This is a genomic window from Azospirillum sp. (assembly GCF_035627195.1).
GTDB lineage: Bacteria > Pseudomonadota > Alphaproteobacteria > Azospirillales > Azospirillaceae > Azospirillum.
On the sequence record NZ_DASPMG010000138.1, the window covers coordinates 1 to 22,252 of the forward strand.

24 protein-coding genes are annotated in these 22,252 nt (G+C 71.6%); 6 read left to right on the plus strand and 18 right to left on the minus strand.

Annotation, left to right across the window (positions count from 1 at the left end; translation table 11 throughout):
• Positions 1-1,105, minus strand: a 1,105-nt coding sequence (locus tag VED21_RS12990; RefSeq protein WP_324882790.1) for an AMP-binding protein, incomplete at its 3' end; no start/stop codon positions are given.
• A gap of 7 nt (positions 1,106-1,112) precedes the next feature.
• A complete protein-coding gene (locus VED21_RS12995; protein ID WP_324882791.1) occupies positions 1,113-3,314 on the minus strand; it encodes a GNAT family N-acetyltransferase in 2,202 nt (733 codons plus the stop codon).
• Between the two features lie 109 nt (positions 3,315-3,423).
• On the opposite strand from VED21_RS12995, the gene VED21_RS13000 reads away from it, so the two are divergent.
• Positions 3,424-3,687, plus strand: coding sequence for an acyl carrier protein (locus VED21_RS13000; protein WP_324882792.1), 264 nt, complete (start codon positions 3,424-3,426; stop codon positions 3,685-3,687).
• An 81-nt stretch (positions 3,688-3,768) separates the two neighbouring features.
• Positions 3,769-4,428, plus strand: coding sequence for a ribulose-phosphate 3-epimerase (gene rpe, locus VED21_RS13005; protein ID WP_324882793.1), 660 nt, complete (start codon positions 3,769-3,771; stop codon positions 4,426-4,428).
• Positions 4,429-4,432: 4 nt separating this feature from the next.
• On the opposite strand, the gene VED21_RS13010 is transcribed toward rpe, so the two are convergent.
• Entirely contained in the window at positions 4,433-5,065 is a 633-nt protein-coding gene (locus VED21_RS13010; protein WP_324882794.1) for a DUF4142 domain-containing protein, read from the minus strand.
• Between the two features lie 157 nt (positions 5,066-5,222).
• On the opposite strand from VED21_RS13010, the gene VED21_RS13015 reads away from it, so the two are divergent.
• Complete coding sequence (locus tag VED21_RS13015; protein WP_324882795.1) at positions 5,223-5,480, plus strand: GlsB/YeaQ/YmgE family stress response membrane protein; 258 nt, start codon at positions 5,223-5,225, stop codon at positions 5,478-5,480.
• 81 nt (positions 5,481-5,561) lie between these two features.
• Here the strand turns inward: VED21_RS13015 and VED21_RS13020 are convergent, their stop codons facing one another.
• From VED21_RS13020 to VED21_RS13030, 3 genes are all read right to left on the minus strand, one after another.
• Positions 5,562-6,344, minus strand: coding sequence for a PhyR family response regulator anti-anti-sigma factor (locus VED21_RS13020; protein ID WP_324882796.1), 783 nt, complete (start codon positions 6,342-6,344; stop codon positions 5,562-5,564).
• Between the two features lie 166 nt (positions 6,345-6,510).
• Positions 6,511-7,044 (minus strand): thermonuclease family protein, encoded by a 534-nt coding sequence (locus VED21_RS13025; RefSeq protein ID WP_324882797.1) that lies wholly within the window; start codon positions 7,042-7,044, stop codon positions 6,511-6,513.
• Entirely contained in the window at positions 7,022-7,705 is a 684-nt protein-coding gene (locus VED21_RS13030) for an SOS response-associated peptidase (protein WP_324882798.1), read from the minus strand. The genes VED21_RS13025 and VED21_RS13030 overlap by 23 nt, the downstream gene beginning before the upstream one ends.
• A 132-nt stretch (positions 7,706-7,837) precedes the next feature.
• Between VED21_RS13030 and VED21_RS13035 the strand changes: the two genes are divergently transcribed.
• Positions 7,838-8,779, plus strand: a complete 942-nt coding sequence (locus VED21_RS13035) for a DnaJ C-terminal domain-containing protein (protein ID WP_324882799.1) — start codon at positions 7,838-7,840, stop codon at positions 8,777-8,779.
• Positions 8,780-8,930: 151 nt separating this feature from the next.
• Here the strand turns inward: VED21_RS13035 and VED21_RS13040 are convergent, their stop codons facing one another.
• The 5 genes from VED21_RS13040 to VED21_RS13060 form a co-directional block, all read right to left on the minus strand.
• Positions 8,931-10,622, minus strand: coding sequence for a methyl-accepting chemotaxis protein (locus tag VED21_RS13040; RefSeq protein WP_324882800.1), 1,692 nt, complete (start codon positions 10,620-10,622; stop codon positions 8,931-8,933).
• A gap of 178 nt (positions 10,623-10,800) precedes the next feature.
• Positions 10,801-12,444, minus strand: coding sequence for a cytochrome c oxidase subunit I (ctaD, locus tag VED21_RS13045; protein WP_324882801.1), 1,644 nt, complete (start codon positions 12,442-12,444; stop codon positions 10,801-10,803).
• A gap of 13 nt (positions 12,445-12,457) precedes the next feature.
• Positions 12,458-13,345, minus strand: coding sequence for a cytochrome c oxidase subunit II (gene coxB / locus VED21_RS13050; protein WP_324882802.1), 888 nt, complete (start codon positions 13,343-13,345; stop codon positions 12,458-12,460).
• 56 nt (positions 13,346-13,401) lie between these two features.
• Complete coding sequence (locus tag VED21_RS13055) at positions 13,402-14,340, minus strand: NAD(P)/FAD-dependent oxidoreductase (protein ID WP_324882803.1); 939 nt, start codon at positions 14,338-14,340, stop codon at positions 13,402-13,404.
• Positions 14,337-14,597, minus strand: coding sequence for a hypothetical protein (locus VED21_RS13060; RefSeq protein ID WP_324882804.1), 261 nt, complete (start codon positions 14,595-14,597; stop codon positions 14,337-14,339). The genes VED21_RS13055 and VED21_RS13060 overlap by 4 nt, the downstream gene beginning before the upstream one ends.
• A 185-nt stretch (positions 14,598-14,782) precedes the next feature.
• On the opposite strand from VED21_RS13060, the gene VED21_RS13065 reads away from it, so the two are divergent.
• The gene (locus VED21_RS13065) at positions 14,783-15,157 is read left to right on the plus strand and encodes an Hpt domain-containing protein (protein ID WP_324882805.1); all 375 of its coding nucleotides are present in this window, start codon (positions 14,783-14,785) and stop codon (positions 15,155-15,157) included.
• Positions 15,158-15,286: 129 nt separating this feature from the next.
• Positions 15,287-15,664 carry a hypothetical protein gene (locus tag VED21_RS13070; protein WP_324882806.1) on the plus strand — a complete coding sequence of 126 codons (378 nt, stop codon included), beginning with the start codon at positions 15,287-15,289 and terminating at the stop codon, positions 15,662-15,664.
• A gap of 6 nt (positions 15,665-15,670) precedes the next feature.
• On the opposite strand, the gene VED21_RS13075 is transcribed toward VED21_RS13070, so the two are convergent.
• The 7 genes from VED21_RS13075 to VED21_RS13105 all read right to left on the minus strand — a co-directional run bounded on the left by VED21_RS13075 (position 15,671) and on the right by VED21_RS13105 (position 22,039).
• Positions 15,671-16,186, minus strand: coding sequence for an A24 family peptidase (locus tag VED21_RS13075; RefSeq protein WP_324882807.1), 516 nt, complete (start codon positions 16,184-16,186; stop codon positions 15,671-15,673).
• A 14-nt stretch (positions 16,187-16,200) separates the two neighbouring features.
• Complete coding sequence (locus tag VED21_RS13080) at positions 16,201-17,205, minus strand: type II secretion system F family protein (RefSeq protein ID WP_324882808.1); 1,005 nt, start codon at positions 17,203-17,205, stop codon at positions 16,201-16,203.
• Positions 17,206-17,232: 27 nt separating this feature from the next.
• Positions 17,233-18,201, minus strand: coding sequence for a type II secretion system F family protein (locus VED21_RS13085; protein WP_324882809.1), 969 nt, complete (start codon positions 18,199-18,201; stop codon positions 17,233-17,235).
• A 13-nt stretch (positions 18,202-18,214) separates the two neighbouring features.
• Positions 18,215-19,615 (minus strand): CpaF family protein, encoded by a 1,401-nt coding sequence (locus VED21_RS13090; protein ID WP_324882810.1) that lies wholly within the window; start codon positions 19,613-19,615, stop codon positions 18,215-18,217.
• A gap of 11 nt (positions 19,616-19,626) precedes the next feature.
• Entirely contained in the window at positions 19,627-20,841 is a 1,215-nt protein-coding gene (locus tag VED21_RS13095) for an AAA family ATPase (RefSeq protein ID WP_324882811.1), read from the minus strand.
• Positions 20,838-21,719 carry a Flp pilus assembly protein CpaB gene (cpaB, locus tag VED21_RS13100; protein WP_324882812.1) on the minus strand — a complete coding sequence of 294 codons (882 nt, stop codon included), beginning with the start codon at positions 21,717-21,719 and terminating at the stop codon, positions 20,838-20,840. Before cpaB ends, VED21_RS13095 begins: the two co-directional genes overlap by 4 nt.
• 134 nt (positions 21,720-21,853) lie before the next feature.
• A complete protein-coding gene (locus VED21_RS13105) occupies positions 21,854-22,039 on the minus strand; it encodes a Flp family type IVb pilin (protein ID WP_324882813.1) in 186 nt (61 codons plus the stop codon).
• Positions 22,040-22,252: the final 213 nt, after the last annotated feature.

Genomic DNA, 22,252 nt, shown 5'->3' on the forward strand with positions numbered 1-22,252 from the left:
CCGCCTCGATCCCCGGAATCGGGTGGCCCAGCGCGCCGGGCACGGCGTCCGGCCCGGTGTTGGCCAGCATGATCGCCCCCGTCTCCGTCTGCCACCATGTGTCGCGGAAGGGCTGGCCGAGCACCGCCGCCCCCCAGGTCACCGCCTCGGGGTTCAGCGGCTCGCCCACGCTGGCGCAGGCGCGGAGCGCCGAGAGGTCATGCCGGCGCGGCAACTCGTCGCCCACGCGCATCAGCATGCGGATGGCGGTGGGGGTGGTGTACCAGACGGCGACGCGCTCCTCCGCCAGCACGGCGTACCAGTGCGCCGGGTCGAAGTCGCCCTCGTCGGCCACCAGCGTGGCGCCGCAGGCCAGCGGGGCGAGCACGCCGTACACCGTGCCCGTCACCCACCCCGGATCGGCGGTGCACCAGTAGGCGTCGCCCGCCCGCACGTCCAGCGCGTGGCGCGCCGTGGCGAGCTGCGCCACCAAGGCGCCATGCCCATGCACCGCCCCCTTGGGCGCGCCCGTCGTGCCGCTGGTGAAGTGCAGCAACGCCGGGTCGTCCGGCCCGGTCGGCGCGCAGGCCGCGTCGGGGTCGGCCTCCGCCATGAGGTCGGCCAACCCCCGCGCCCCCGGCGGCGGGTCGTCGATGGTGACGACGTCCAGACGAACGGGCAGCCCCTCCAGCCCGGCGATCCCCTTGCGGCAACACAGCGCCGCCGTGGTCACCAGAACCCGCGCCTGGCCGAGCACAAGACGCCGCCGCAGCGGCTCCGGCCCGAAGGCGGCGAACAGCGGCGCCACGACGCAGCCGGCCTTCAGCGCCCCCAGCATGACGGCGTACAGCGCCGGCACGCGCGGCAGCAGGGTGAACACCACCTCTCCCTGCCGCACGCCCAGCCGGCGCAGCGCGTCGGCGACGCGGTTGCCGTCGGCCGCAAGTTCCGCGTAGGTGACCGTCCGGATGGCGCCGTCGCGCCCGCGCCAGCGCAGCGCGGTACGCGCGCCGTTCCCGGCCGCGACGTGCCGGTCCACCGCCGCCCACCCCATGTTGAATCCGCCGCCGGGCGTGCTCCCCAACTCCTCGCGCGCCGCCGCCCACACGTCCTCAGCCGCGTCCATGGCGCCCTCAGAACACCAGCTTCACGTGCGCCACGCCGGGATCGTCCGCCGTGCTGGTGCGCTTGAAGCCCAGCACCTCGCACAGCTTCAGCATGCCGCGGTTCTCGAACAGCACCTCGCCATACACCTCGCGCAGGCCGCGCACGCGGGCGTGGTCGATCAGCCGGCGCATCAGCACGGGGCCGAGGCCCAGGCCGGCCATGTCGTGCGCCAGCATGATGGCGAACTCCGCCCGCTCGCCGGAGGGATCGCAGGACAAATGCGCCACCCCATGCAGCGCGGCGTGACCGGGCGGGCCGGGGTCGGCGACCGCAAGGCCCATCTCGCGGTCGTAGTCGATCTGCGTCATGCGGGCGGCGGTGGTGTGCGACAGCTCCGCCTTCGGCGCGAAGAAGCGCAGGCGGATCTCGTCCACGGTCAGGCGGTGGAACAGGCTCTTCAGCGCCGGCTCGTCCTCCGGCCGCACCGGGCGCAGCAGGAAGGCGCGGCCGTCCGGCAGGGCGAAAGGGTATTCCAGCTCCTTCGGGTACGGCCGGATGGCCGGCGGCACGCGCCGCCCGCCAAGCCGCACCGCCGCACCGCCGGGGCCGAGCGTCAGCGCCGTGACCTCCCCGTGGTCGCCGACCAGCTGCGCCAGCTTGACCAGCGGCAGGGCCAGCGCCTCGCGCAGCACCACCGGCAGGCCCGGCACCCGCTCCAGCGCCTCGCGCGCCAGCTTGAGGTCGAGCGGCGGCAGGACGGCCACCGGCCCCACGCTCAGCACCGGCCCGAACAGCGGGTCCTCGCGCAGGCGGATGGTGAGGTCGTCGTCCATCGTTCCGGCGATGCCGTAGGACGCCAGCAGCGCCTGCGCCTCCTCCCCCGTCAGCTCGGCGCGGGCCGCCCCGTCGGCGAGGATGCGGGCGGCAGCCGCCGCGTCGGGCACGAACTCCTCCGGCACCGAGGGCGGCGTGGATGTGAGCAGTTCCTGGTTCCGGCGGAAGCGCACGACATGCAGGAAGGCGCGCACGGCGCGGTCCGGCGTGTCGAACACCGGCACGTGGTGCAGCGCCAGCTCGCCCGCCGCCCGCTCCGCGTCGCGCTCGCCCAGCCAGCTGGTCAGCACGCCGACGCGGGCCCCCGGCATGGCTCCGGCCACCGCGTGCGCCACGTCGCCGGCCGCAGCCAGCGCGGTGGGCGCGTGCAGCAGCAGCACCGCGTCCACCCCAGGATCGGCCTGCAGCCGCTTCAGCGCCGCCGCGAAGGCCGGCCCGCCCGCCCCCTCGCCCAGGTCCAGCGGGTTGGCGTCGTGCGCCGGCCGGGCCAGACGCCCGGCACCGTCCAGCAGCGCGTCGGCGGCGAGGCGGCCGATGCCGCGGCCGTTGGCGACGATGGCAAGCCGGTCGCCGCGGATCGGCGTGGCGACGGCCAGCGTCTCCAGCGCGTCGAACAACTCCTCCAGGTCGTGCACGCGCAGCAGGCCGGCGCGGCGGAAGGCGGCGTCGAAGACGGCGTCGGGCGTGCTCTCCGCGTCGTCATGGCGGCCGGTGCGCAGCACGATCACCGGCTTTACGCGCGAGGCCGCGCGGGCGGCGGACATGAAGCGCCGCGCCTCCGTCAGCCCGTCCAGGGCGAGCAGGATCGCTTGGCACTCCGCCTGCCCGGCCAGATAGTCCAGCATGTCGGCGAAACCGACGTCCGCCACCTCGCCCAGCGTCACCACGTGCGAGAAGCCGACGTCGCGCCGCGCCGCCCAGTCCACCACGGCGCTCGCCAGCGTGCCGGACTGGCTGACCAGCGCCACCCGCCCGGCCTGCGGCGCCCGGTGGAAGGCCCCGGCGACCAGCCGCCGCCCCGGCACGGCAAGACCCAGGCTGGCCGGCCCGACAAGGCGGATGCGATGCTCGGCGGCAAGCCCGGCAAGGTCGGCGCACAGCCGCGCCTCCGCCGGATGCGGGCTGATCAGCACGGCGGCTCTGGCGCCGCGCCCGCCCGCCTCCGCCACCAGGGCCGGCAGTTTTTCCGCCGCGGCGACGATGACGCACAACTCCGGCACGCTGCCCAGATCGGCCAGGGCCGGCGCCGCGCCGGGGCCGGTGCCAACGCGCAGCAGCATGCCGCCGCCGGTCCCCAGGTTGCGCGCCACCGCGTGCGCCAGCGGCCCGTCGTCCGGCACCACCAGCGCCACCGCCTTGGGCCGGAACACGGCGTCGAGTTCGCTCACCGACATGGCGCCCCTCCCGGTCGCGGCTTCTGGATCCTTGCCTTTTGCCGGGTGCCCGGCCACGCTTGGAAGGCATGATGCACCCGGGACGGGCCGGGGGGAAGCGGAGGATCCCATGGAAGCGGGCGCGCAACGCCGCAGCGAGATCGACACCGTGATCATCGACGCGCTGACCGCCGTGGCGCCGGACGTCGACCCGGCCGCGCTGGACCCCGCCCAGCCCTTCCGCGACCAGATCGAGATCGACTCGGTCGATTTCCTGAACTTCGTGCTGGGGATCGAGCGGCGCTTGGGGCTGCGCGTGCCCGAGCTGGACTACCCGCAGTTCTCCACCCTGGACGGCTGCCGCGCCTACCTCGCCCGCGCGGTCGGCGGCTGACCACAGGCCTTTTTCCGGCCGGGCGAAAGGTGCTATGACGGCGCCGTCCTGTTGTCTGGCCCGTTGCCTGGAGTGTCTGTCATGCGCGCGATCAAGATCGCCCCGTCCATCCTGTCGGCCGATTTCGCCAAGCTGGGCGAGGAGGTGCGCGCCATCGACGCGGCCGGGGCGGACTACATCCACATCGACGTGATGGACGGCCACTTCGTGCCCAACATCACCATCGGCCCCGGCGTCGTGAAGGCGCTGCGCCCGCACACCGCCAAGGTCTTCGACGTCCACCTGATGATCGCCCCCGTCGATCCCTACGTCCCCGACTTCGCCAAGGCGGGTGCGGACATCATCACCGTGCACGCCGAGGCCGGCGCCCACCTGCACCGCACCATCCAGCTGATCAAGAGCCTGGGCGTGAAGGCCGGCGTCTCGCTCAACCCCTCCACGCCGCTGTCGGCGCTCGACTACGTGCTGGAGGAGCTGGACCTCGTGCTGATCATGACCGTCAACCCCGGCTTCGGCGGCCAGAGCTTCATCGCCTCGCAGCTGCCCAAGATCCGCGAGCTGCGGGCGCGCATCGACGCGCTCGGCAAGCCCATCGACCTGCAGGTCGACGGCGGCATCAACGCCGAGACGGCGCGCCTCGCCGTCGAGGCCGGTGCCGACGTGCTCGTCGCCGGCACCGCCACCTTCACCGGCGGACCCGAGAAGTACGCCGAGAACATCCGCAAGGTCCGCCTGGGGTAATTGCCTACTGCTTCGCCGTCGGCACGCCGGTGCCGGTCATGCTCTGCGCCATCGCCAGATGGTTCTGCAGGATCGGCAGCGTCTGCGCCGCGAAGGAGCGGAACGGCGCCATGTCCGGCGCGGTCGAGTTCGCGGCGGAGGAGAACAGGTTCACCGCCTCCTCGTGGGCGGTCACCTGCCCCACCATGTACGTCCGGTCGAACTCGGCGCCCGAGGCGCGCGACAGCGCCTGGATCTGCTGCTGATGGTCCGGCCGCATGGTGGCCGGGACGGCCATGCCGTTCTGCCGGGCCAGCGCCAGCAGGTCCTGGTTGGCCTGGGTGTGGTCGGTCACCATCTGCTGGCCGAAGCTGCGCACCTGGTCACGGTTGGCCTTGTCCACGGCGAGGCGGCCGGCCTCCACCTCGAACAGGCCGCTGGAGGCGGCGTTCGTCAGGAAGTCGGCGGCCGTCAGGTTCTGCGATACCCTGGCACCCTGCACGGTCACCCTGCCGGCGGGCGTCGAGGTGGTGGTGTCCGGCACCACCTGGGGTGCCACGGGCGTGGTCTGGATGACGGTCGTGCTCTGCGCCAGCGCCGGGGCGGCGAGCATCGGGAGCGCCAGCGCGGCAAGCGCGGCGACTGCCTTGGCATTCATGGGGTTTCTCCTTTTTTCCTCAGGAACTGCAGCCTGGAGGCGTGCGGAGAACATGGCCTCACCGCAAAGGTTCCCCCATCGGCGACACTGAACCATCGCCGGTCCCGCCCGTTATCCCATCGGGCGGAGGCGCCCTGACTGACAGGGAGAGAGTGGCATGGAGATTCTCTGGACGATCATCATCGGGTTCATCGCCGGTATCATCGCGAAGCTGCTGATGCCGGGGCGTGATCCGGGTGGCTTCATCATCACCACGCTTCTGGGCATCGCCGGCGCGTTCGTCGCCACCTACCTGGGCGAGGCGGTCGGCTGGTACCGTGCCGGCGAAGGGGCCGGCCTGATCGGCGCCGTGGTGGGCGCCATCATCATCCTGGCGCTGTACCGCATGTTCGTCGGCCGCCGGACCACGGTCTGAGCGAACATCCCGACGCCAACACGAAAAGGGGGCGGCCCGAACCGGCCGCCCCCTTTTTTTTCGTGCCGAACAATGCGTCCGTCAGGCCAGCGCCACCGGCGTGGGCATGAACACCGCCCGCGAGATGGCGGTGCGGATGGCCTCCACCGTGAAGGGCTTGCGCACGACCTGCCCCAGGTGGCGCGCCCCCAGTTCCTCCAGATCGCCGTCGAAGGCGGTGACGAAGATGGTGCGCAGCGCCCTCTGCTCCTCGCGCAGGCGGCGGGCCACCTCGACGCCGCTGTCACCGTCGGCCAGCCGCACGTCCAGCAGCGCCAGCGTCGGCTGCGCGCTCTCCGCCAGTTCCAGCGCCTCGCGCCGGGTGGCCGCGGTGCCGCACACCACATGCCCCATCTCGGCTACGACGGAGCCGATCTCCAGCGCCAGGATCGGGTTGTCCTCGACCACCAGCACGCGCTGCGTCAGCACCCCGCGCACGCCGTCGCGCGCGCGCTTCAGCCGTTCCGCCGCCACCGGCGGGGCGATCTGCATGACCTGGGCGATCTCGCCCAGCGTCAGACCCTCCAGCGCCGCCAGCAGGTAGACCCGCCGGTCATCCTCCGGCAGCCGCGCCAGCGCCCGCTCGATCGGATGCGGGGAGTTGGCCGGGCGCCCCTCCCCCTCGTCGTCGAACAGCAGGTTCAGCAGCGCGTACAGGGGGATCCGCGATCCCTCCGACAGGCCGAAGTGCGTCGGTGCCAGGATGGCCACCTCCACGCACCGGGTCACCAGGTCGTCGCCGACCTCCGTCGCACCGGTCAATGCCCGCGCGTAGCGGCGCAGGTACGGCAGGTGCTGGTACAGTTCGCGTGCGTAGACTCGCATGTGCCGGTCTTTCGCGCCCATCGGATGTCCCAGGGGCCTTTTGCCCTCAGCCGCGGCACCGGAGTGGTGCCGTCGCGTCATGTCCTTAATCATTCGTTAACGTACCACGCCCCGTGTGGCGGGCGAACCGAAAAAAAGCCGAGGTGCCCTCTCCCGTTGGCAGAGGTCAGCGCGCCTGTTCGCGTAGCCTGCGGGAGCGCCATTGCCACGGTTTTTCCACTTGCCCAGCCCAAAGCCCCATGCGCTTGCTCATGGCATAGGCCTCGGTCTTCTGGTAGGCGCCGGTCAGGCTGCGGTAGGTGAAGGCCCAGCCGCGCGCCACCATGGCACCGCCCAGGTCGACGCCGCGCACCCGGCATTCGCCCTGTTTCTGCCCGTTGCGGTCCTGGTCGGCGACGGTGCACTCCACCTCCTCGTTTTCGATCAGGGTCTTCAGCACGTCGCGCGCGATGGTGAAGCAGTCCAGCTCGTGCCCGTAGCGGTTCTTGCACATCTGCCCGACGTCCGGCGCGTCGACGCCCATCAGGCGCACCGGCGTGCCGTTGACGGACAGCAGGTCGCCCTCAATGGCCATCCCCCGCCCCTTCAGCAGGGTGTTGGGCACGGACGAGGTCTTGCCCGGCACCGTGGCGGCCTGCGCCGGCACCGCCAGCAGCAGAAGCGCCGCCAGCGCCCCTTCACAGCAGCGTCGGCGGGGCATCGAAGGGCACGACGCAGGCGTCGTCGTCGTTGCGCACGTCGTTGACGCGGGTGGACACGGGAACGGCCTCCAGCGCCGGATCCGGCGCCGGGCGCAGCAGGTCCTCCACCATCGGCAGTGGCGCCCGCGGGTCCAGCCACAGGCCCCAGTGCTCCGGCTCCAGCATCACCGGCATGCGTTCGTGCAGGTCGGCGATCATGCCGCCGGCCGCCGTGGTGACGATGGTCACCGTTTCCAGCGGCTGCGGCAGCGGCGCGCCCTTGGGCCCCGGCCAGCGCTCCCACAGCCCGGCGAAGGCCAGCGGCCGGCCGTCGCGACGGCGGATCAGGTAGGGCTGCTTGCGCTTGCCGGCCGCCTTCCATTCATAGAAGCCATCGGCGGGGACGAGACAGCGGCGCTGGCGGAAGGCGCTGCGGAAGGCCGGCTTGTCGGCCACGGACTCGCCGCGCGCGTTGATCATGCGGTTGCCGATCGCCGGGTCGTCCGCCCAGTGCGGCACCAGCCCCCAGCGCAGGAGATCGAGATGGCGGGCACCGTCCTCGCCCAGGCGCACGGCGGCGACGTCCTGGGTGGGGGCGACGTTCCAGCGCGGCCGCAGGTTCGGCGTCTCCGAAAACTCGAAGATCCGCTTCAGCTCGGCGACCGGGGTGGCGAGGGTCATGCGTCCGCACATGCCCCGATTATGGCGATGCCGGAGCTTTCATGCCAGAGGGGGGCGCCACCCTTGAATTGTCATTAACCTTTGCGCACATGCTTCATCAGCGAATGTGCATACGGCACTGGTCGAGACCCCATGAGCACGCCCTACGAGATCCTCGGTGTTTCCCCCAGCGCCTCGGCGGAGGATATCCGCAAGGCGTACCGCAAGCTCGCCAAGACATGGCACCCCGACCTCAACGCCGGCCAGAAGGACGCGGAGCAGCGCTTCAAGGAGATCAGCGCCGCCTACGACCTGCTGTCCGACCCCGACAAGCGCGCCCGCTACGACCGCGGCGAGATCGACGCCCAGGGCCAGGAACGCCCGCAGCGCCAGTACCATCGCAGCCATGGCGGCGGGCCGGGCGGCGGCCCCTGGGCCGGCGCCGACACCTTCGCCGCCGACGACCTGTCGCACATCTTCTCCGACCTGTTCGGCCAGCGCGGGCACGGCGGCTTTGGCACGCGCACGGCCGGTCCCGGCGGCGCCGGGATGCGCATGAAGGGCGGCAACCTCAGCCTGACGCTGCCGCTCGACTTCCTGGAGGCGGTGAAGGGCGGCAAGCGCCGCGTCGCCCTGCCGGACGGGCGCACGCTGGACGTCGATTTGCCGGCCGGGCTGGAGGACGGCGCCACGGTGCGGCTGAAGGGTCAGGGCCTGCCCGGTGCCGGCGGCGGCCCGGCCGGCGACGCCCTGGTCACCGTGCAGGTGCGCCCGCACCCCTGGTTCCGGCGCGAGAAGGACGACATCCACCTCGACCTGCCGGTGACGCTGGCCGAGGCGGTGCTGGGCGCCAAGGTGCGCGTGCCCACCGTCGACGGCGCGGTGATGCTGACCGTGCCCAAGGGGGCCAACAACGGCACCGTGCTGCGCCTGAAGGGCAAGGGCGTGCTGGACCCGCACACGCGGCAGCGCGGCGACCAGTTCGTGACGCTGCGCGTCGCGCTACCCGAAACGCCCGACCCGGCGCTGGAGGAGTTCGTCCGCGCCTGGACGCCGCCCGCCGGCTACGCGCCCCGCCGCACCATGGAGGAGTGAGCGAAGGGACCGTAGGTAAAAGCCCCTCTCCCTTGACGGGAGAGGGGTTGGGGAGAGGGTGGTTACGGCGGAGCCGGAAAAGACTCTTTTGCCGCCGTCCGGCGGCTATCCCCCTCTCCCCAACCCCTCCCCCGCAAGGGGGGAGGGGCTTCTACGCCGCGCGGATGCCGGCCAGGAAGCGCTCCACCTCCGCGCGGAGCTGGTCGTTCTCGCGGGCGAGTTCGCTGGCCGCACCCAGCACGCGCGACGCCGCCGTCCCGGTCTGGCCCGCGGCCTCCGACACCCGGCCGATGGTGCGCGACACTTCCTGCGCGCCCGTCGCCGCCTCCTGAACGTTGCGGGCGACCTCCTGGGTGGCGGCGGTCTGCTCCTCCACCGCGCCGGCGATGGCGGCGGCGATCTCGTTCATGGAGCCGATGGTCTTGGCGATGCCGGCGATGGCGCCGACGGCGCCATCGGTCGCGCCTTGCATGGCCGTCACCTGCGCCTGGATCTCCTCGGTCGCCTTGGCGGTCTGGTTGGCGAGGCTCTTGACCTCCCCGGCCACCACGGCGAACCCCTTGCCGGCCTCTCCGGCCCGCGCCGCCTCGATGGTGGCGTTCAGCGCCAGCAGGTTCGTCTGCGCCGCGATGGAGTTGATCAGTTCGACCACCTGCCCGATGCGCTGGGCGGCTTCGGCAAGGCCCTGCACGGTGGCGTTGGTGTTCTCCGCCTCTTGCGTCGCCTGCCCGGCGATGCTGGTGGAGCGCACCACCTGGCCGGAGATCTCGCGCAGCGTGCCGGCCATCTGCTCGGCGGCGGCGGCGACGGTCTGGATATTTGCCGAGGTCTGGTCGGCTGCGGCGGAGGAGGAGGCTGCCTGCGCGCTGGTGCGCTCGGCCACGCCGGCCATGCCCTGGGCGGTGCCGTCCAGTTCGCGCACGGATGTGGTGACGGCGTCCAGCACGCGGGTAACGGCCGCCTCGAAGTCGCGGGTCATCCGCTCGATGGCCGCGGCGCGGCGCTCGCGGTTCGCCTGCTCCGCGGCCTGCTGGGCGGTCAGGCTGTCCTTGTCGATGGCGTTCTGGCGGAACACCTCGACCGCGCGGGCGATGTCGCCCATCTCGTCGCGCTTGTCGAGGCCAGGGACGGTCACGGCGGTATTGCCGGCGGCCAGCGTGGTGATCGCCTGGGTGATGGCGCGCACCGGGCGGGTGATGCCGATGGTGCAGGCCAGCACGGCCAGCCCCGCGCCGCCGAGCACGCCGATCAGCACCACGGCGATCATCGCCTGCATGCGCGACGCGGCATAGTCGTCCAGTGCCTCGTTCTGGGCGGCGACCTCCTTGGCCTGGACGGCGGCCAGCGCCTGGATGTCGTCGTTCAGCTTCTTGCGGTTGGCGCGGCTGGTATCGTTGTCGCCGAAGGCGCGGGCCTTCTCCAGCGTGTCCTCGCGCGACAGGCGGACCAGCTCCTTGCGGATCTCCACGAACCTGCGGACGCTGTCCATTCCGGCGGCCAGTTCGCCTCGCCGCGCGTCGGGCATCAGGCGCTGCCAGTCACCCATGCGCTGCTCCAGCACGCGCAGGTTCTCCAGGAGCGGCTTGGCGAACTTCTCCGATTCCTGGCGGTCGCGCGACATGTAGATGCCGCGCGAGTCCATGACCACGGCGAGGATCAGGCCGTTGACCTGCTCGCCCAGCACGGCGCGTTCGGAAGCCCGCTGGATGTCGTCAACGCTATTCCCCAACGTGCGAATCGTCGTCAAAGCGATCCCGGCAATCACCATCGCCACCACGGCCAGCAGCCCGACGACCGCATAGACCTTCGTGCCGATCCTCATGTTGCCGACCAGCGAACCCATGGCGCTCTCCCCGTCCGTTCTTCTCGCTGGATCCGGCCGCGGGAGGACCCACGGCCGAATCGGAAACGAAACATCGGGATCAAAATCGCCAGGGAAATCTTAATACTTTGTATTTCCCTCGAATGGATATTCGTGGATTCCATCGGACAAGACGCCGCACCCCTGCCGGCCCGTGGCGTCACTTCACCACGGGCAGCCGCTCGAACTGGTGGAACGGCGGCGGGGAGCTGAGCGTCCACTCCAGCGTCGTGGCGCCGGAACCCCAGTAGTTCGCCCCCACCCGCTTGCCGTACCAGATCGTGTAGAAGGCCGCGATGATGAAGATGATGTGCCCGGTGAAGGAGACGTAGGAGCCCAGCGACGACACCATGTTCCATCCCACGTAGGCGTCCGGATAGTCGGGAATGCGGCGCGGCATGCCGGCGACGCCCAGGAAATGCTGCGGGAAGAAGGTCAGGTTGGCGCCGATGAACGTCATCCAGAAATGCACCTTGCCCCACAGCTCCGGATACTGCCGGCCCGACATCTTGCCGATCCAGTAGTACCAGCCGGCGAAGATCGAGAACACCGCACCCAGGCTGAGCACGTAGTGGAAGTGCGCCACCACGAAGTAGGTGTCGTGCAGCGACTTGTCCAAGCCGCCGTTGGCCAGCACCACGCCCGACACGCCGCCGACCGTGAACAGAAAGATGACGCCCAGCGCGAAGAGCATCGGCGTCTTGAACTCGATGGAGCCGCCCCACATGGTGGCGATCCAGCTGAAGATCTTGATGCCGGTCGGCACCGCGATGATCATCGTGGCCGCCGTGAAGTAGGCGCGCGTGTCGACGTCCAGGCCCACCGTGTACATGTGGTGCGCCCACACCACGAACCCCACCACGCCGATGGCGACGATGGCGTAGGCCATGCCCAGGTAGCCGAACACCGGCTTCTTCGAGAAGGTCGACACCACCTGGCTGACGATGCCGAAGCCGGGCAGGATCATGATGTAGACTTCGGGGTGGCCGAAGAACCAGAACAGGTGCTGGAACAGCAGCGGATCGCCGCCGCCTTCCGGATTGAAGAAGGCCGTGCCGAAGTTGCGGTCGGTCAGCAGCATGGTGATCGCACCGCCCAGCACCGGCACCGCCAGCAGCAGCAGGAAGGCGGTGACCAGCATCGCCCACACGAACAGCGGCATCTTGTGCAGCGTCATGCCGGGGGCGCGCATGTTGAAGATGGTGGTGATGAAGTTGGCCGCCCCCAGCACCGACGACGCACCCGCCAGGTGCAGCGAGAAGATCGCCATGTCCACCGCCGGCCCCGGATGGCTGACGGAGGACAGCGGCGGGTAGACCGTCCACCCCGTCCCCGCGCCCACGCCGACGAAGGTCGAGGCGAAGAGCAGCAGCAGCGCCGGCACCAGCAGCCAGAAGCTGATGTTGTTGAGGCGCGGGAACGCCATGTCCGGCGCGCCGATCATGATCGGCACGAACCAGTTGCCGAAGCCGCCGATCAGCGCCGGCATGACCACGAAGAACACCATGATCAGGCCGTGCGCGGTGACCACCACGTTCCACGCCTGCCCGTCCTCCACCACGTCCACGCCGGGGCTCTGCAGCTCGGCCCGGATGATGGCGGAGAAGACCAGGCCCGCGATCCCCGCGACGATGGCGAAGATCAGATAGAGCGTGCCGATGTCCTTGTGGTTGGTGGAGAACAGCCAGCGCTGCGCGAAGGGCGGCGTGTGCGCGTGGTCGTGGTGGTCGTCATGCCCGTGCGCCGCGGGCGCGGGACCGGTGCGATCGTCGTAGACGCCGACCTTGCGGGGTTCCTCGGCCATGTCGTCCTCGCTTTCAGCGTTCGGCAAGTTGGGTGGGGGCGGCCCCGTTGGGAGCGGTGTCGTTGGGAGCGGCGTTGTTGGAGGCGAACTTGGTCTTCGCCTCCTCGGTCCAGCGGGCGAACTGCTCCTTGGAGACGGCGACCACCTGGATCGGCATGTAGGCGTGGCTGGTGCCGCAGATCTCCGAGCACTGGCCGTAGTAGACGCCTTCCTTGTCGATGCGGATCCACGTCTCGTTGATGCGGCCGGGGACGGCGTCGTCCTTGTTGCCGAAGGCCGGCAGCGCCCAGGAATGGATGACGTCGCCGGCCGTGACCAGCATGCGGATCGTGGTGCCGACCGGCAGCACGACGGGATTGTCCACCTCCAGCAGGCGGCGCTGGCCGGGCTTCAGCTGGTCCTCAGGGATCATGATGGAGGAGAAGGTGAAGCCGCCGTGGTCGGGGTATTCATAGTCCCAGTACCATTGCCGGCCGGTGACCTTGACGGTCATTTCCGCGTCCACGGCGCGGTCGACGTAGTAGAGCAGCCGGAACGACGGCACGGCGATCACCACCAGGATGATCACCGGCACCACGGTCCAGATCACCTCGATCAGCGTGTTGTGCGAGGTGCGGGACGGCACCGGGTTGCGATTGGCGTTGAAGCGCACGATGACGATGCCCAGCAGCACCATCACCAGGATGCAGACGGCGACCATGATCCACAGCAGCAGGTAGTGGAAGCTGTCCATCATCGCCATCACCGGCGAGGCCGGCGCCTGATGCCAGAGCTGCCAGGGGTGCGGCTCGCCCAGCACGGGCGGCGGCTGCTCCTGCGCCCAGGCGGGCGCCCAAGTGGGCCATGCGAGCATGGTTCCCGTCACGGCCGCGGCGAATCCGGGCCAAAGCCTTCCCTTCACGGCGCCCTCCTGCCCTGTGTCGTTTCGAGGCAGGAACAGCGCGGAACGGGGAAAGTTCAGTCGGTGAGCAGCCGCCCCTCGTCTTTCAGCCGGCGGCGGTGGATGCTGGTGGCGGCCAGCGCCGCGTGCCCCATGGCGACCGAGATCTGGTTCAGCCCCTCGACCACGTCGCCGATGGCGTACAGCCCCTCCACGCTGGTCTGCTGGTGCCCGCCCACCGTGAAGCGGCCGGTCGACCCCAGCGCAGCGCCCAGCGGCCGCGCCGGGTCCACGCGCGGCACGGCGCCCAGCGCGGAATACAGCGTGTCGAACACCAGCCGCTCGCCGGACGCGGTGGTCAGCGCGGTGATGCGGCCGGCCTCCGTGTGCACCTCGACCACCGGCTCCTCCACCGCGCGCACGCCGGCCTGGGCCATGCGGCGGCGCTCGTGCTCCGTCAGGTCCATGGTCTGGCCCAGCGTCAGCATCGTGATGTCGGGGGAATAGGTGCGCAGCCACAGCGCCTCCCCCACCGCGTCGGCGCCGTGGCCGATCACGCCCACGCGGTGGTCGATCACCTCGTACCCGTCGCAGATCGGGCAATGGCGGACCAAGCCGCGCTGCACCGCCTGATAGAGGTTGGGTAGCACCGGCTCCACGTCGATGACCCCGGTGGCCATCACCGCCGTGCGGGCGCGGTAGGTACGCCCGTCCTCCGTGCGCACCTCGAAGGCGCCGTCGGCCGCGTCGGCGCAGCGCTGCACGGCGGCGACCACGGCGCGCTCGATGGCGGCACCGTAGCGCTCGGCCTGCGCGCGCATGCGCGCCAGCAGCTCGTTGCCGGTGACGCCGTCGGGGAAGCCGGCGTGGTTGTGCGAGCGCGGGATCCAGGAGGTGCGGCTGGCCCCGGCGTCCAGCACCACGAAGCGGCGCCGGTAGCGCGCCAGATAGATGGCCGCTGTCAACCCGGCCGGCCCGCCGCCGACGATGACGCTGTCCAGCGGGGCTGCGCTCATCCTCGCCGCGCCTGGGCACCGGGCCGGCGGTCGCCGGTGCAGCAGCCGACGGTCAGGCAGCCGGCGTAGACGGCGGCGAAGCCGACGGCGACCGCCAGCACCACCCGCCAGGGACCGGCGAACGGCCCATCCACCAGCAGCAGCACCGCGGCGAACAGCGCGCCGGCCAGCAGCAGCACCCCGACGGTCTGCGCCAGGGGCGGCGCCAGGGACGGTGACGGCCGTTCGTCGCACGGGGTTTGGGATGCCTTCGCCATGGGGGTACCCACCATTGCTCCGTGGACAGCAACGCCGCCGGACGCTCCGCGGTTCCCCGCCCCATCCGGACGGCAGCGTCCTTTCGCCGCGCCCACCCCGGCCCGCCCCGGATTGACCGGCCGTGCGTGCCTGACGATGCTCGAAAATACCTCTCTGGATTGAGCGTCGGCCGATGACTTTCGCCATGACCCATCCCGTGCCGCATGCCCCCCGCCCCGCCGCCGTCGATCCCGACGTGCTGGATCTGGAGCCGATGCTGCGCAACTTCGGCGCCATCAATCCCATGGTCACCGACCTGTACGCGCTGTTCCTGCGCAACGAGGAGGACCTGCACCGCACGATCCGCCACAAGCTGACCGAGGGCGACCTCACCGGCGCGCGGCTGGCGGCGCACGCGGCCGGCGGTGCGGCCCGCACCGCCGGGGCCCGGCAGTTGGCCGCGCTCTGCTCCACCATCGAAGAGGCGCTGGTGCGCGGCGACGCCCCGGCGGCGGCGCAGGAAGCACAGGAGTTGTGCGGGGCGCTCGCCGCCGTCCGCGCCATGGTCGCGCGGATCTGAGGCGCGGCTTAGCTCACGCCATTATTGTTTTGGAAACCATTCGGCGGTACCACAACCGTATGTGGACGGTCGTTCCCGCACGCCGGCAACCGGACCTTGCCGGCCGCGACCGCCCGGACGGAGGTGGTCATGCCGTTGAGCGTCCTTGAGGTGGCGGTCTACGCCATGGTGCTGTCGGCGGCGCAGCCGAAGGCCTATGAATGCGTCGCGGTCCAGCCGGACGGCGTCAACTGCACCAACGGCCTCGCCGCCACGCCGCAGGCCGGCGGCATGAAGTTCAACAACGACGTCAGCGTCCTCGTCACCCGCGACCGCAGCGTGGTGTTCTCCAACGGCATCCGCATCCACCTGGATTCGTCCATGTGGGCGCATTTCAAGCGCGGCGACCAGACGGTGATCTCCGCCCGCCGCATGGACGCGCGCGGCACCCGCTTCAACTTCAACAACGGCTACACCTGCCAGCTCATGGGCAAGGACCAGGACATGGCCCGCTGCTTCAAGCCGTAGCGCGCCCTACCCCACCACCGGCACATGCCCGGCAAGCGCCAGCGCGGCGGCGCCGATGGCGACACCGTAGGGCACCGCCTCCCCCGGCGTCAGCAGGCGCGGCAGCGTCACCGCCCCGCCGCCCGGCAGGTGGGCGAGCAGCGGCGGCAGCGTCTGGCGCGACGCCAGCACCGCCAGCGTCAGCGCCCCGCCCAGCGCCCCCGTCAGCAGCAGGAACATGGCCAGTTGGTCCAACCCCAGCCACAGCGCCGCCGCACCCAGCAGCTTGACGTCGCCGCCCCCCATGGCGCGCAGCGCGAACAGCGCCGCGCCCACGGCGAAGGCGACGGCGCCGGCCGCCAGATGCCCGGCCCAGGCTACACCGTCCGGCGCCACCCCGTCCGGCGCCAGCAGCGCCGCCGGCAGGAAGGCCGCCGCCATCGCGCCGGTCAGCCAGTTGGGGATGCGGAAGGAGGTCAGGTCCCACGCCATCGCCATGGCCAGCGGCACGGCGAACAGCATCAGCGGCAGCGTCGCGGTCATCGTCCCTCTCCCTTTCATTGCCCGGACATGGCGGGACCCAGCATGCGCAGCATCTGGATGGCCGGCGGCAGCATGATCACCGTCACCAGCCCCGGCAGCAGGAACAGCACCAGCGGCACCGACAGCTTGACCGGCAGCTGGTGCGCCTTCTCCTCGGCGCGCAGCATGCGGCGCGTGCGCATCTCGTCGGCACCCACGCGCAGCGCGTCGCCGATGCTGGTGCCCAACCGGTCGGACTGGACCAGCAGGTTGACGAAGGCGTTCACCTCGTCCAGGCCGCTGCGCTCGCCCAGACCACGCAACGCGTCCTCGCGCGAGCGGCCGGCACGCAGCTCCAGCCCCATGATCAGGAACTGCTGGGCCAGCACGGGGTGGATGGGCGCCAGCTCGTCGCCGACGCGGGCGATGGCGGCGTCCAGCCCCAGCCCGGCCTCGACGCAGACCAGCAGCAGGTCGAGCGCGTCGGGAAACGCCTCCCGGATCTGCCGCTGCCGGTCGCGCACCCGCGCCGACAGCCAGACGGCCGGCGCGTAGAAGCCGAAGGCCACGCCCGACAACACCACCAGCGCCAGCACCGCCGTCTCCGCGTCCGGCGGCAGCAGCGGCACGGCGAGCGCCGCCGCCACCCCGCACGTCACCGCCAGCCCCGCGCGGACCGCATGGTAGACGCCCGTGGCGCTGGGCGCGAAGAAGCCGGCACGCATCAGCTGCTGCCGGGTGGCCGAGCGGCGCGCCTCGTCGTTGCCGACCAGCGCCCGCTCCACCGGGGCGACGAGGCGCTGCAGCGCCTTGTTCTCGCGCCGCAGGGTCGGCGCCTCCGCCTCCTCCGCCACCTCGACGGCGCGGCGGCGCGGCTTGGCGGGCTGCGTCAGCGCGCCGATGCCGAAGACGGCCAGCACCGTGGCGGCGAACACCAGCGCCAGCAGCAGCTCCACCGGCCGCTGCTGCGGGCTGGCGGGCACGGCGGCGACGATGATCCCGCCCAGCAGGTCGCCGATCATGCGCACGAAACCGTCCATGGCGGATCTCCCTCCAGAATGCGGGGCTCAAACGCGCAGGTTGACCATGCGCCAGACCATCAGGATGCCGGTCAGCAGCCCGCAGCCGGCCCAGGTCAGCACCACCGGGAACAGCGGGTCGCCCTGCACCTGGCTGAAGTAGTCCGGGCTCAGCAGCGTGATGGCGCCGGCGACCACGACGGGCAGCGCCGTCAGCATCGTCGCCGACATCCGCCCCTCCGCCGACAGGGCGGCGACCTTGCGCAGCATGCCGGCGCGCGCGCGGATGATGCGCGACAGGCCGGCCAGCACCTCGGCCAGGTTGCCGCCGGACTGGTACTGGATCTTGATGGCGACGGTGACGAGGCCCAGCTCGGCGTGGCCGACGCGCTGCGCCATGCGCTCCAGCGCCTCGCGCGTCTCCAGGCCGTAGGTCATCTCGTCGACGACGATGCCGAACTCGCTGCCGATCGGGTCGGCCATCTGCTCCGCCACCAGCTTCATGGCGACCGGCACCGGATGCCCGGCGCGCAGCGAGCGGACGATGACGTCCAGCGCGTCCGGCAACTGGTCGCCGAACCGCTTCAGCCGGCGCTTGCGCGCCAGATTGAGCCACGCCAGCGGCAGCCCGACACCGGACGCCAGCCCGAACACGGCCGCCGTCGGCGGCGCCATCTCCATCTGCGCTCCGCCGATCAGGCCGAACGCCACGGCGGCAACCACCATGCCGATCAGCAGCCGCGCCGTCGCCACCGACGCCCCCGCCTGCTGGACGAGGCGGTCGAGCCGGCGCACCGGCGCCAGTTCGGACAGGCGCCCCGCCTTGCCGCCGTCGCGGCGCAGCAGCACGGCCAGCGTGTCCTCGCGCCCCGTGCCGTTGTCCAGCAGGCGCTGCCGGCGGTTCACCGCGCGCCGCCACATCGGCCGCCCGGACAGCAGCAGGTACAGCCCCTCCACCAGGCAGAGCACGCTGAGGAACAGCGCGCCGTAGAGCAGCAGGTGCGGATCGATGGACATGCGCGTGCCTTCCTCAGCCCAGCGGCCGGTCGGGGGAGAAGATCGCCGGCTCCACCGTCAGGCCGCGCGCCTTCAAATCCTCCAGGCAGCGCGGGCGCAGGCCGGTGGCCCAGTGGCGGCCGTGCACCGTGCCGTCGGCGTCCGTGCGCTCGCGCCGGAACAGGAAGATCTCGTTCATGACGATCACGTCGCCTTCCATGCCGACGATCTCGTGCACGCTGACCAAGCGGCGGCGCCCGTCGCCCATGCGTTCCAGCTGCAGGACGATGTCGATGGCCGATGCGATCTGGCCGCGGATGGAGCGCACGGGCATCTCGATGCCGGCCATGCCGATCATCTGCTCCAGGCGGCCCACGGCGTCGCGGCAGGTGTTGGCGTGCACCGTGGTCATGGAGCCGTCGTGGCCGGTGTTCATGGCCTGGAGCATGTCGAACGCCTCGCCCGCGCGCACCTCGCCCAGGATCACCCGGTCGGGCCGCATGCGCAGCGCGTTCTTGACGAGGTCGCGCTGGGCGATCTCCCCCCTGCCCTCCATGTTGGGCGGGCGCGTCTCCATGCGCGCGACGTGCGGCTGCTGGAGCTGGAGTTCGGCGGCGTCCTCGATGGTGACGATGCGCTCGGCGTGGTCGATGAAATTGGACAGCGCGTTCAGCATCGTCGTCTTGCCCGAACCGGTGCCGCCGGAGATGACGATGTTCTGCCGCCCGCGCACGACGCAGCGCAGGAACTCCGCCATCTCGCGGGTCAGCGCCCCGGCGTCGAGCAGGCGTTCGATGGTGAAGGGGATCTTGGCGAACTTGCGGATGGACAGCAGCGGCCCGTCCACCGCCACGGGCGGCACCACGGCGTTGACGCGGCTGCCGTCCGGCAGGCGGGCGTCGACCAGCGGCTGGCTCTCGTCCACCCGCCGCCCGACGGCCGAGACGATCTTGTTGATGATGCGCAGCAGGTGCTTCTCGTCCTTGAAGCGCACCGGCGTGGTCTCCAGCCGCCCGGCGCGCTCGACGAACACCTGCTCGTGCGTGTTGACCAGGATGTCGGAGACGGTGGGATCCTTCAGCAGCGGCTCTATGGGGCCGAGGCCCAGCAGCTCGTCCAGCAGGTCGTTGACCAGCTGGCCGCGTTCGGCGGCGTTCAGCGCCACCTTCTCGCGCGCCAGCAGCTCGCGCACCATCTCGCCGATCTCGCGGCGGAACTGGTCGGCGTCCAGCTTGTCGATGGCGGCCAGGTTGATGACGTCCAGCAGTTCCTGGTGCAGGCGGACCTTCAGCTGCACGTACTCCGCCGCAGCACCGGACGGCGCCGGCACCGGTTCGGCGACCGGCGCCGGCGCAGGGGCTACGGATGCGGGCGCGGGTGCTACCGGCGTGGCGAAGCGGCTGGCGGCGGGGGTGGCGATGAAGCGGCTGAGCATCGGCGCTCTCCTCACGCGGCTTCGGCGGCGTCGCCGGCCGCGGCGGGCGTGCCGGCCACGGCTTCGGCGATGCGGCGCACCTCGCGGACGATGGCCCGGCCGCGCCCGGTGTCGAACAGCGGGGCGCCGGCCTCCACCGCCTCCGTCACCGCGCGGTAGTCGCTGGGCAGGTGGTACCGCACCTCGCAGCCCAGCGCCTTCTCGGCGTCGCGCAGTTCCGGGTTGCGGCCGAAGACGCGCGGGGCAAAGCGGTTCAGCACCGGCACCAGCGGCACCGCCCCCAGCCCCTCCTCGCGCAGCGTCTCCACCTGACGGCGGGCGTGGCGCAGTGCCGGCAGCGTCGCCTGGAGCACCAGCAGGATGGTGTCGGCGGCGCCCAGCGCGGCGCGGGTCCAGGCGGTCCAGGCGTGCGGCAGGTCGATGACCACGTGTTCGTACTCGCTGGCCGCCGTCTCGATCAGCGCCAGCGCCATCTCCGGCGTCAGCGTCTCCAGCGGCGTCACCGCCGCCGGGGCCGGCAGCACGTCCAGGCCGGAGCCGTGGCGCGCCATGGTGCCGCGCAGCAGCGCCCCGTCCAGCCGGTCGAAGGCCGGCACCAGCTCGGCGATGCCGGCCTTGGAGTCCAAATCCAGGTGAAACCCGGCGGAGCCGAACTGGAGGTCGAGGTCCAGCAGGCAGACGCGCCCCGCGTTGCGTTCCCGCCGCGCGAGTGCCGAGGCCAGCAGCACCGCCACCGTGGTGGCGCCCGCACCACCGGTGGCTTTCATGGTCGCCACCACCCGGCCGCGGCGGCGCCGCGCCGCCTGCGCCCCGCGCACGGCGGCCAGCGCGTCGGCGACGGCGGCCAGCAGGTCGGCGCGGCGGATCGGCTGCGGGATCAGGTCGGCGATGCCCAGGCGCAGCAGCGCGCGCATGCCCTCCACGGTCGGCTGGCGTGCCGTCACCAGCACCGGGATGCGGTTGCGGAAGCGCTCGATCACGCCGGTCAGCGCCGCCAGTTCGCCGGTATCCCCCATGTCGATGTCGAGGACCAGCACGTCGGTGGCGCCGTCGTCCAGCCAGGGGTCGTCCGCCCCGGCCAGCCGGCCCAGGCGCACGCGCCCGGCCAGCCCGTCGGCGCTGGTGAGGGCGGTGGTCACCGCCTCGTACGCCTCCTCGCTGCGCACCAGGACGGCAGCGGTCTTCATGGCGTGGGGATGGACGGCACGGGAACGGGCGGCGATCATCGGTGCAGGCTCCCCTTGGCGGGCCGTTCGGTGACGTCGTTGCCGGACGCCGCCGGCCGGGTGACGGTGATGGAGGCGGCGACCTGCACGTCCTCCACCTTGGCGCCGCGCACCACGCGGACGATGTTGGGCGGCACCTCGGCCACCGCGCCGTCCGGCAGGCCACCGCCCAGGTCGGCGAGGCCGATGGTGCGCGGGTCGGCGGCGGCCCCGTCAGCGAGGTTGCGCAGCGACAGGCTGAGCGAGCCGATGGTGGCGCCCAGCGTCAGCTTCTGCCCCTCCTCCGGCGTCACCTCCAGCGTCACGGCGCGGGCGAGGATGGCCATCTCCTTGCGGTCCTCCACCTGCTGGTCGACGGCGAGGACCTTGATGTTCTGAAGCAGCAGGTCGGTGACCGGGAATTTCGGGTCGGTCTGGCGGGTCAGCAGCAGGTCCACCCGGTCGCCGGGCAGGACGAAGCCGGCCACGCCGTTCACGTCGTTGACGCGGACGGTCATCGCCCGCTTGTCGGCGGCCACCAGCATGGACAGGGCGGCGCGCGCCCCCGGCGCGCTCAGCTTTCCGGTCAGCACCGGCTCACCCGGCGTCAGGGCACCCAGCACCACGCGCGGGCCGTCCCTGGTCACCTCGGCGATGGAGGAGAAGGCGCCCGGCGGCACGCCGTCGAGCGGCCACGGCGCCTCGCGCAGGTCGGCGGCGGTCAGCGGCTTGCCGAAGGGCAGCGCGGAGGCGGCAACCACCACGGTGGCGTGCTTCGGCGGCTCCGGCTTCGCGGCGACGGGAACGGGCGGCGGCTGGATGAGCGAGCGGGCGGTGACCACCGCGAGGCCGCCGAGCCCGACGGCAAGCCCCAGCATGACGAGCGCACGGGTGTTCATGCGGCGATCCTCGATAGGAACCGTATGGAAAAGGCGCCTCCGCCCCCTTGCGGGGGACGGAGGCCGAAGGACCGGCGGCCGTGAAGGAACGGGCCGCCGGTTCGCCCCAGGGGGAGGGAGACGGAAGACGCGGGTTACGGCGCCACGCCGTCCAGGTCGCCGCCAATGCGCCCGAACAGCGCGCTGATGCGGCCCTGAAAGGTGGTCAGCGCGGCGATGCAGGCGACGGCGATCAGCCCGATCAGCAGGCCGTACTCGACGAGGGCGGCGCCCTGCTCGTCCTTGGCCAGGCGGGAAGCGAAAGCGGTGATGCGGTTCATGGGACACTCCAGGGGATGGTGGGGAGGATGGTGGCGCCCTGCCGCGGTGGTTGCCCGGCGTGGGCTGGGCCAAGCATGCCGGCTTGGGCAATCCGGTGCAGCGGGGCGAAGGGAGGGATTCGCCAAAAATTCGAGGTATGTTCGCCCGGATGGGGAGCCCCAAGCGCGGAACCCCCGGCGATGCACCCCCAAGCGTGGGGCAAGGGTGCCGAA

Bases quoted from the DNA above. Each gene is read 5' to 3' on its own strand.
- VED21_RS13085 (WP_324882809.1), bottom strand. From the start codon at position 18,201: ATGTCCATCGATCCGCACCTGCTGCTCTACGGCGCGCTGTTCCTCAGC.
- VED21_RS13080 (WP_324882808.1), bottom strand. From the start codon at position 17,205: ATGGACGGTTTCGTGCGCATGATCGGCGACCTGCTGGGCGGGATCATC.
- VED21_RS13010 (WP_324882794.1), bottom strand. From the start codon at position 5,065: ATGAATGCCAAGGCAGTCGCCGCGCTTGCCGCGCTGGCGCTCCCGATG.
- VED21_RS13095 (WP_324882811.1), bottom strand. From the start codon at position 20,841: ATGATCGCCGCCCGTTCCCGTGCCGTCCATCCCCACGCCATGAAGACC.
- VED21_RS13040 (WP_324882800.1), bottom strand. From the start codon at position 10,622: ATGGGTTCGCTGGTCGGCAACATGAGGATCGGCACGAAGGTCTATGCG.
- VED21_RS13075 (WP_324882807.1), bottom strand. From the start codon at position 16,186: ATGACCGCGACGCTGCCGCTGATGCTGTTCGCCGTGCCGCTGGCCATG.
- cpaB (WP_324882812.1), bottom strand. From the start codon at position 21,719: ATGAACACCCGTGCGCTCGTCATGCTGGGGCTTGCCGTCGGGCTCGGC.
- VED21_RS13105 (WP_324882813.1), bottom strand. From the start codon at position 22,039: ATGAACCGCATCACCGCTTTCGCTTCCCGCCTGGCCAAGGACGAGCAG.
- VED21_RS13020 (WP_324882796.1), bottom strand. From the start codon at position 6,344: ATGCGAGTCTACGCACGCGAACTGTACCAGCACCTGCCGTACCTGCGC.
- VED21_RS13000 (WP_324882792.1), top strand. From the start codon at position 3,424: ATGGAAGCGGGCGCGCAACGCCGCAGCGAGATCGACACCGTGATCATC.
- VED21_RS13025 (WP_324882797.1), bottom strand. From the start codon at position 7,044: ATGCCCCGCCGACGCTGCTGTGAAGGGGCGCTGGCGGCGCTTCTGCTG.
- VED21_RS13070 (WP_324882806.1), top strand. From the start codon at position 15,287: ATGCCGTTGAGCGTCCTTGAGGTGGCGGTCTACGCCATGGTGCTGTCG.
- VED21_RS13060 (WP_324882804.1), bottom strand. From the start codon at position 14,597: ATGGCGAAGGCATCCCAAACCCCGTGCGACGAACGGCCGTCACCGTCC.
- rpe (WP_324882793.1), top strand. From the start codon at position 3,769: ATGCGCGCGATCAAGATCGCCCCGTCCATCCTGTCGGCCGATTTCGCC.
- VED21_RS13030 (WP_324882798.1), bottom strand. From the start codon at position 7,705: ATGACCCTCGCCACCCCGGTCGCCGAGCTGAAGCGGATCTTCGAGTTT.
- VED21_RS13035 (WP_324882799.1), top strand. From the start codon at position 7,838: ATGAGCACGCCCTACGAGATCCTCGGTGTTTCCCCCAGCGCCTCGGCG.
- VED21_RS13015 (WP_324882795.1), top strand. From the start codon at position 5,223: ATGGAGATTCTCTGGACGATCATCATCGGGTTCATCGCCGGTATCATC.
- ctaD (WP_324882801.1), bottom strand. From the start codon at position 12,444: ATGGCCGAGGAACCCCGCAAGGTCGGCGTCTACGACGATCGCACCGGT.
- VED21_RS12995 (WP_324882791.1), bottom strand. From the start codon at position 3,314: ATGTCGGTGAGCGAACTCGACGCCGTGTTCCGGCCCAAGGCGGTGGCG.
- VED21_RS13055 (WP_324882803.1), bottom strand. From the start codon at position 14,340: ATGAGCGCAGCCCCGCTGGACAGCGTCATCGTCGGCGGCGGGCCGGCC.
- VED21_RS13090 (WP_324882810.1), bottom strand. From the start codon at position 19,615: ATGCTCAGCCGCTTCATCGCCACCCCCGCCGCCAGCCGCTTCGCCACG.
- VED21_RS13065 (WP_324882805.1), top strand. From the start codon at position 14,783: ATGACCCATCCCGTGCCGCATGCCCCCCGCCCCGCCGCCGTCGATCCC.